Here is a 6,036-nt window from a genome sequence, read left to right as displayed (position 1 = left end):
CCGAGCGCCAGCAAGCGGCTGCGCCTCGGCGAACTCACGACGAATCGCCATCAGACCCGGCATCTCATGCTCGGCAAGCCGGATCTCCTTGCGCCCGAACTCGGCGAGCGACAGATCCGCCACCTTGTAGTCGCCCTCGGCGAGGGTGCGCGGCCGGGCCTCGGACGGCGTGCCGCTGGCGGACGCCGGGAGGGTGCTGGTCATGAAAGCTCCTGTCGAACGTTGTCCTGCGCGACCCCCCACCTTACGCGCGTCGGCGGACGGCGCAGGGGGCGGCCGGCAGACAGCGGCCGGGAGCGGTCGGAGCGCGCCGGCGGAACTGCCGGCGGACAGCGCACGGGGCGGTCGGTCATGGACGGACTTTCCGTCCACTCGCCGGCCGCCCCGTGCATCCCCCCGGTTTGGTTCCCCCGCGCGTTCTCGGACCGTCGTCGCGATAACGCTGCGCACTCATAGAGTCACACTGGGCGAGGATCGCGTCAAGCTATTTCGGGAAAGTCGGACTTGCTACCGCCGAGGTTGCCACGCCGGAACGCCAGGCAGCCCGACTGCGAGCCGCCGCCGGGCTCGCCGTGCCGGAACGCCAGGCACCCCGGCAGCGAGCGGGCCGCTCAGCGCTGGCCGGCGGTCGCCACGTACGCGTGCCCCGTGCCGGTGACCACCAGCGGCCCGCCGGCCGCGGATCCGACCGCGGCCCGGCCCGGCCCCAACTTCACCGCGCCCGAGCCGTCGTCCACCACGAGTTCGCCGCCGCAGCAGAGCACCACCCGGGGCCCGGTCAGCGCCAGCGTCACCTCGGGCACCTCCGGGTCCACGGTCACCCGGTGCAGCGCGAAGTCGTCCACCGGGACCGGCCAGCACACCACCCCCGGGGCCACCGCACGCGGCGTGACCACCGGATCCGCCAGCACCTCGAACCGCAGCACCCGGAGCAGTTCCGGCACGTCCACGTGCTTGGGCGTCAGGCCGCCGCGCAGCACGTTGTCACTGGCCGCCATGATCTCCACGCCGGTGCCGCGCAGGTAGGCGTGCATATTGCCGGCCGGCATCCAGATCCCCTCGCCCGGCGCCAGCCGCACCCGATTGAGCAGCAGCGCGACCAGCGCGCCGGGATCGCCCGGGTAGGCGGTGGCCAGGTCCCGCGCCAGCTCCGCGTCCGGCCCGGTCACCCCCGAACCCCGCACGGCCGACAGCAGCCCGGCACACTCCGCGCGCGGCCAGGTCAGCAGCAGCTCCACCGCGTCGCGCAGGCCCGCCGGACCGGCCCGCAACGCGGCCACCACCGGCTCCAGCTCGCGTACGCCGAACGTGGCCAGCGCCGCGGCCGAGACCGCCGGGTCGCGGAAGCCGCAGAGCGCCTCGAACGGCGAGAGCGCGACCAGCAGCTCCGGCTTGTGGTAGGGGTCCACGTAGTTACGGTGCCCGTCGGTGCGGACCGCGTCGGCGGCGTGGCCGGCGCGGGCCTGCTCGGCGTCCGGGTGCGCCTGCAGGCTCAGCGGCGCGTCGGCCGCGAGCACCTTGAGCAGGAACGGCAACCGGGCGCCGAACCGGTCGACCACCGGCGCGCCGAGCCAGTGCCCCGGCTCGGCGCGCAGCAGCTTGGCCAGGCTGACCCGGGCGCCCTCACGGTCGACCGTGGCCGGGGCGCCCGGGTGGGCGCCCAGCCACAGCTCGGCCTCGGGGCCATCGCTGGGCGCCGGGCGCCCCTGAAGTTCGGCGATCGCCGAGCGGGAGCCCCAGGCGTAGTCCTTGATCGGCCCGTACAACAGTTCCACGGATCAGCTTCCAGGCCGCCCGGCGACCTCGTCCGAACCAGACTCCGGCTGGGGCACGGCGGTGTGCGCCGCCGCGCCGGTGCCCGCCTGCGCGGCGGCCGCGCTGTAGATGTCCGGTTCGAGGTAGATGACGCGGGCGATCGGCACGGCGGCGCGGATCCGGTTCTCCACGATGTTGATGCCCCGGGCCAGCTCCTCGGCGTTGTCGCACGCCGGCACGCCGATCTTCGCCGCGACCATCAGCTCCTCGGGGCCGAGGTAGAGGGTCTTCATGTGGATGATCCGCTCGACCTCGGGGCCGTCGGTGATCGCCTTCTCGATCGCGGCGACGTCGTGCGCCTCGGCGCCCTCACCGAGCAGCAGACTCTTGGTCTCGATGGCCAGCACGATCGCGATGACGACCAGCAGGATGCCGATCATCGCGGTGCCGATCGCGTCCCACTCGCCGTTGTGGGTGATCAGGGTCATGGTGACGCCGAAGAGCGCGAAGACCAGACCGACCAGCGCGCCGAGATCCTCCAGCAGCACCACCGGCAGCTCCGGGGCCTTGGCCCGGCGGACGAAGTGCACCCAGGACTGGTTGCCCCGGACGTGGTTGGACTCCTTGATGGCGGTACGGAAGGAGAACGACTCCATGACGATCGCGACCACCAGCACGGTGACCGGCACCCACTGCCACTCCTCGATCGGGTGCGGGTCCGACCACTTGTGCCACGCCTCGTAGAGGGCGAACAGGCCACCGACGCTGAACAGCACGATCGAGACGATGAACGCGTAGATGTAGCGCTCCCGGCCGTAGCCGAACGGGTGCTGCGGGGTGGCGGCCCGCTTGGCCCGCCGCCCACCGAGCAGCAGCAGCGCCTGGTTGCCGGAGTCGGCGACCGAGTGGATCGACTCGGCCAGCATCGACGACGACGCGGTCAGCAGGAACGCGATGAACTTGGTGATCGCGATGCCGACGTTGGCCAGCAGGGCGGCGACGATCGCCTTCGTTCCACCGTTGGCACTCACGCCACCGCTCCATTCCGCGTGCGCGGCGCGACCGCGCCGCCGCCGACGACGCGCTCACTGCGTTCGCTCACTGGTTTGCCAGCTCCTTCATCTCGGTGATGGCGGGCACCGCCATCGGGTCCAGTCCGTGCGCGAGGGCGAGGTAGATCGAGGCGAAGTCGGGCACCGCGATCAGCGAGGCGAGCCGCTCCAGCGCCGAGCCGCCCTCGGCGGTCACCACGTCGCAGCGCACCCCCCGCCGCTCGGCGAGGGTCTGCACCGCCTCCGCGCGGCGCTCCTCGACGGCGAGCGGCTCGTCGGCGTCGTCCTCGGGGTTGAGGCCGCCGTCGCGCAGCAGCACCAACCGCAGCCGGGTCGCGTCACCGGCGCTCTCGTCGGGGTCGGCGAAGATGTCCCGCGCCCCCTCGACCAGCCCGCCGAAGACGCCGTCGAGCAGGCCGACCCGTCCCCGGCCGGCCTCGCCGAGGGCCCCGCTGACCACCGGGTAGCGGGCGTTCGCGGAGAGCGTGTCGCCGAACCGGCGGGCCGCGACGGTGGCCAGCGGCGACGACCCCCAGACGATCGGGATCGAGCCGGCCAGGCCGAGCGCGAGCGACTTCGCCGGGTTGACGAAGGACTCCGCGGTGGGCCGGCACCGGTCGGCGTCCGCGTCCAACCGGGCCGCGGTCTCCGCCAGGTCCGCCTCGTTGACCTTGACGAGACCGAGCGTACGGGCGGCCAGCAGGACCGGCACGGTGAGCGCCCAGAGGCTGGCCCGGGCCGGCGCGCGGCGCGGCACCGGGATGAACGGGGCACGGGCCCGCTCGGCCACCGACTGCAACTGCGAGTCCGGTGCGCCGACCGCGACCAGCCGGGCGCCCCGGCGGTGCGCGGCCTCGGCGGCGCCGAGCGCCTCGGGGCTGCGGCCGGAGGCGCTGACCGCGATCACCACGTCGGCGGCGCCCACCCAGCCGGGCACGCCGGCGCTGCGGTGCGGGATGACCGGCACCGGGCAGCGCGGCCCGGCGACCGTGGCCAGCACGTCGCCGGTACGACCGGCGGTGCCGATGCCGGCGATCACGACCGCCCGTGGCCGCCCCTCGTCGGCGAGCACCTGGAGGTTCGCCTCGGCGGCCAGGGCCGCGGACTCGCGGACCTGCGCCCCGGCGGACGCGGTGTGCCGCAGCATGCCGCCCGGGTCGCGCTCGGCGAGCGCCTCCGGGTCGTCGAGCAGTGCCTCGTCGGCGTCCCGCCGGCCGCTAACCCCGGCCGTACCGTCGATCACGGCTGCTCCGCGGGGCCGCGCGCCTCGTCCAGCAGCAGCACCGGCACGTCGTCGCGGACCTCGAAGATCCGGCCGCACTCGGTGCAGGTCAGCGTCTGCGCCTGCGCGTCGTAGTCGAGCGGGGCGTGGTGCGTGTCCGGACAGGCGAGGATTTCCAGCAACTGCGGGTCCAGGGCCACGGCGCGGCTCCTTCCACGTATGCGGCGTCAGCGGGCGGCGGTGCCGACCGGCGCAGGCGATCTTATCGGCGAACCCGGTCGAGCACCTCGTCACGGAGGGCCATCATCCGCTCCGTGGTGGGGGCCTCGACGTTCAGCCGCAGCAGCGGCTCGGTGTTGGAGGCGCGCAGGTTGAACCAGGCGCCGTCCGGGAAGCGCAGGGTGAGCCCATCCAGCTCGTCGGCCTCCGCCTCCGGGTACGCGGCCCGCACCTCGGCGACCTTCGCCGCCTGGTCGCGCACCGTGGAGTTGATCTCACCCGAGGCGACGTACCGCTCGTACTCGCTGGCCAGCACGGAGAGCGGCTGCGACTGCTCGCCGAGCGCGGCGAGCGTGTGCATCGCGGCCAGCATGCCGGTGTCGGCGAACCAGAAGTCCCGGAAGTAGTAGTGCGCCGAGTGCTCCCCGCCGAAGATGGCGTTGGTGCGGGCCATCTCGGCCTTGATGAAGGAGTGGCCAACCCGGGCCACCACCGGCTCGCCGCCGTGCTCCCGGATGATCTCCGGCACCGCGTTGGAGGTGATCAGGTTGTGGATCACCGTGGAGCCGGGGTGCTTGGCCAGTTCGCGGGCCGCTACCAGGGCGGTGATCGCCGACGGCGAGACCGGCTCGCCCCGCTCGTCCACCACGAAGCACCGGTCGGCGTCGCCGTCGAAGGCGAGCCCGATCTCCGCGCCGTGCTCGACCACGGCCCGCTGCAGGTCGACCAGGTTGGCCGGGTCCAGCGGGTTGGCCTCGTGGTTGGGGAAGGTGCCGTCGAGTTCGAAGTAGAGCGGCACGATCTCCAGCGGCAGCGCCGGCAGCGCGGCGTCGCCGAGCACCGTCGGCACGGTGTAACCGCCCATCCCGTTGCCGGCGTCGACCACCACCTTCAGCGGCCGGATGCTGGCGAGGTCGACCAGCTTGCGCAGGTACGCCGCGTAGTCCGGGAGCAGGTCGCGGCGCTCGGCCGGGGCGGCCGGCTCGCCCGCCGGGGCGGACCCGCCCTGGTCGAGCCGGGCCTGGGCCCGGTCGCGGATCTCGGCCAGCCCGCTGTCCTGCCCGATCGGGCGGGCGCCGGAGCGGCACATCTTGATCCCGTTGTACTGCGCCGGGTTGTGGCTGGCGGTGAACATCGCGCCCGGCAGGTTCAGCGAGCCGGAGGCGTAGTAGAGCATGTCGGTGGAGGCCAGCCCCAGCTCGATGACCGTACGCCCCTCGGCGCGTACGCCGGCGGCGAAGGCGGCGGCCAGGCCGGGCCCGGTGGCGCGCATGTCGTGCGCGATGAGGACCGCCTCGCCCGGCTCGCCGGAGCCGTTGAGCACCTGCGTGAGGGCCGCCCCGAGCGCCTCGGCGACACGCTCGTCCCACTGGTCAGGCACCGTCCCGCGGACGTCGTAAGCCTTCACGATCTGGGACAGATCAGACACCGGTTCCACTCCTCGGCCGCTCGTCATCGACGGCCTGAGCGTATCGGAGGGTCGCCGCGCCGCCCGGCTCAGCCGGGTAGCCGGGGCATGAAGACGGTGTGGTCGCCGCCGCCGTCGCCCTCCGGCGGGTCGCCGGGCTGCCCGGGTGGCGCCGAGGTCGGTGCGGCCGGCGACGCCCCCGGCTGCCGGGGCGCGGGCTGCTCCGGCCAGTCGACACGCGACGAAGCGGGCGGATCCGAGACGGGCGGAGTGGGCGCCCCGGAGACCGGCGAAGCCGCACCCCAGCCGCCTACCGGCGGACCGGAGACCGGCGGAGCGGGCCGCCAACCGTCTGCCGGCGGGGTGGGCGGGCCGGAGAC

6 protein-coding genes are annotated in these 6,036 nt (G+C 74.1%); all 6 read right to left on the bottom strand.

Annotated features, from left to right (window positions below; translation table 11 throughout):
* Positions 1–204, bottom strand: a 204-nt coding sequence (locus tag DLJ47_RS30560; RefSeq protein ID WP_146228233.1) for an adenosylhomocysteinase, incomplete at its 3' end; no start/stop codon positions are given.
* Positions 205–611: 407 nt separating this feature from the next.
* Entirely contained in the window at positions 612–1,775 is a 1,164-nt protein-coding gene (manA, locus tag DLJ47_RS30555) for a mannose-6-phosphate isomerase, class I (protein WP_109905205.1), read from the bottom strand.
* A 3-nt stretch (positions 1,776–1,778) separates the two neighbouring features.
* Complete coding sequence (locus DLJ47_RS30550; RefSeq protein ID WP_109905203.1) at positions 1,779–2,786, bottom strand: cation diffusion facilitator family transporter; 1,008 nt, start codon at positions 2,784–2,786, stop codon at positions 1,779–1,781.
* 67 nt (positions 2,787–2,853) lie between these two features.
* On the bottom strand, positions 2,854–4,050 hold the full coding sequence (locus DLJ47_RS30545) for an SIS domain-containing protein (protein ID WP_109905201.1): 1,197 nt from the start codon (positions 4,048–4,050) through the stop codon (positions 2,854–2,856).
* A complete protein-coding gene (locus DLJ47_RS30540; RefSeq protein WP_088995888.1) occupies positions 4,047–4,229 on the bottom strand; it encodes a Trm112 family protein in 183 nt (60 codons plus the stop codon). The genes DLJ47_RS30545 and DLJ47_RS30540 overlap by 4 nt, the downstream gene beginning before the upstream one ends.
* A 62-nt stretch (positions 4,230–4,291) precedes the next feature.
* Positions 4,292–5,677, bottom strand: coding sequence for a phosphomannomutase/phosphoglucomutase (locus tag DLJ47_RS30535; protein ID WP_109905207.1), 1,386 nt, complete (start codon positions 5,675–5,677; stop codon positions 4,292–4,294).
* Between the last annotated feature and the right edge of the window lie 359 nt (positions 5,678–6,036).

The sequence above is a fragment of the Micromonospora sp. S4605 genome (assembly GCF_003176715.1).
Taxonomy (GTDB): domain Bacteria; phylum Actinomycetota; class Actinomycetes; order Mycobacteriales; family Micromonosporaceae; genus Micromonospora; species Micromonospora echinaurantiaca.
This window is presented reverse-complemented; position numbering and strand designations above follow the sequence as displayed.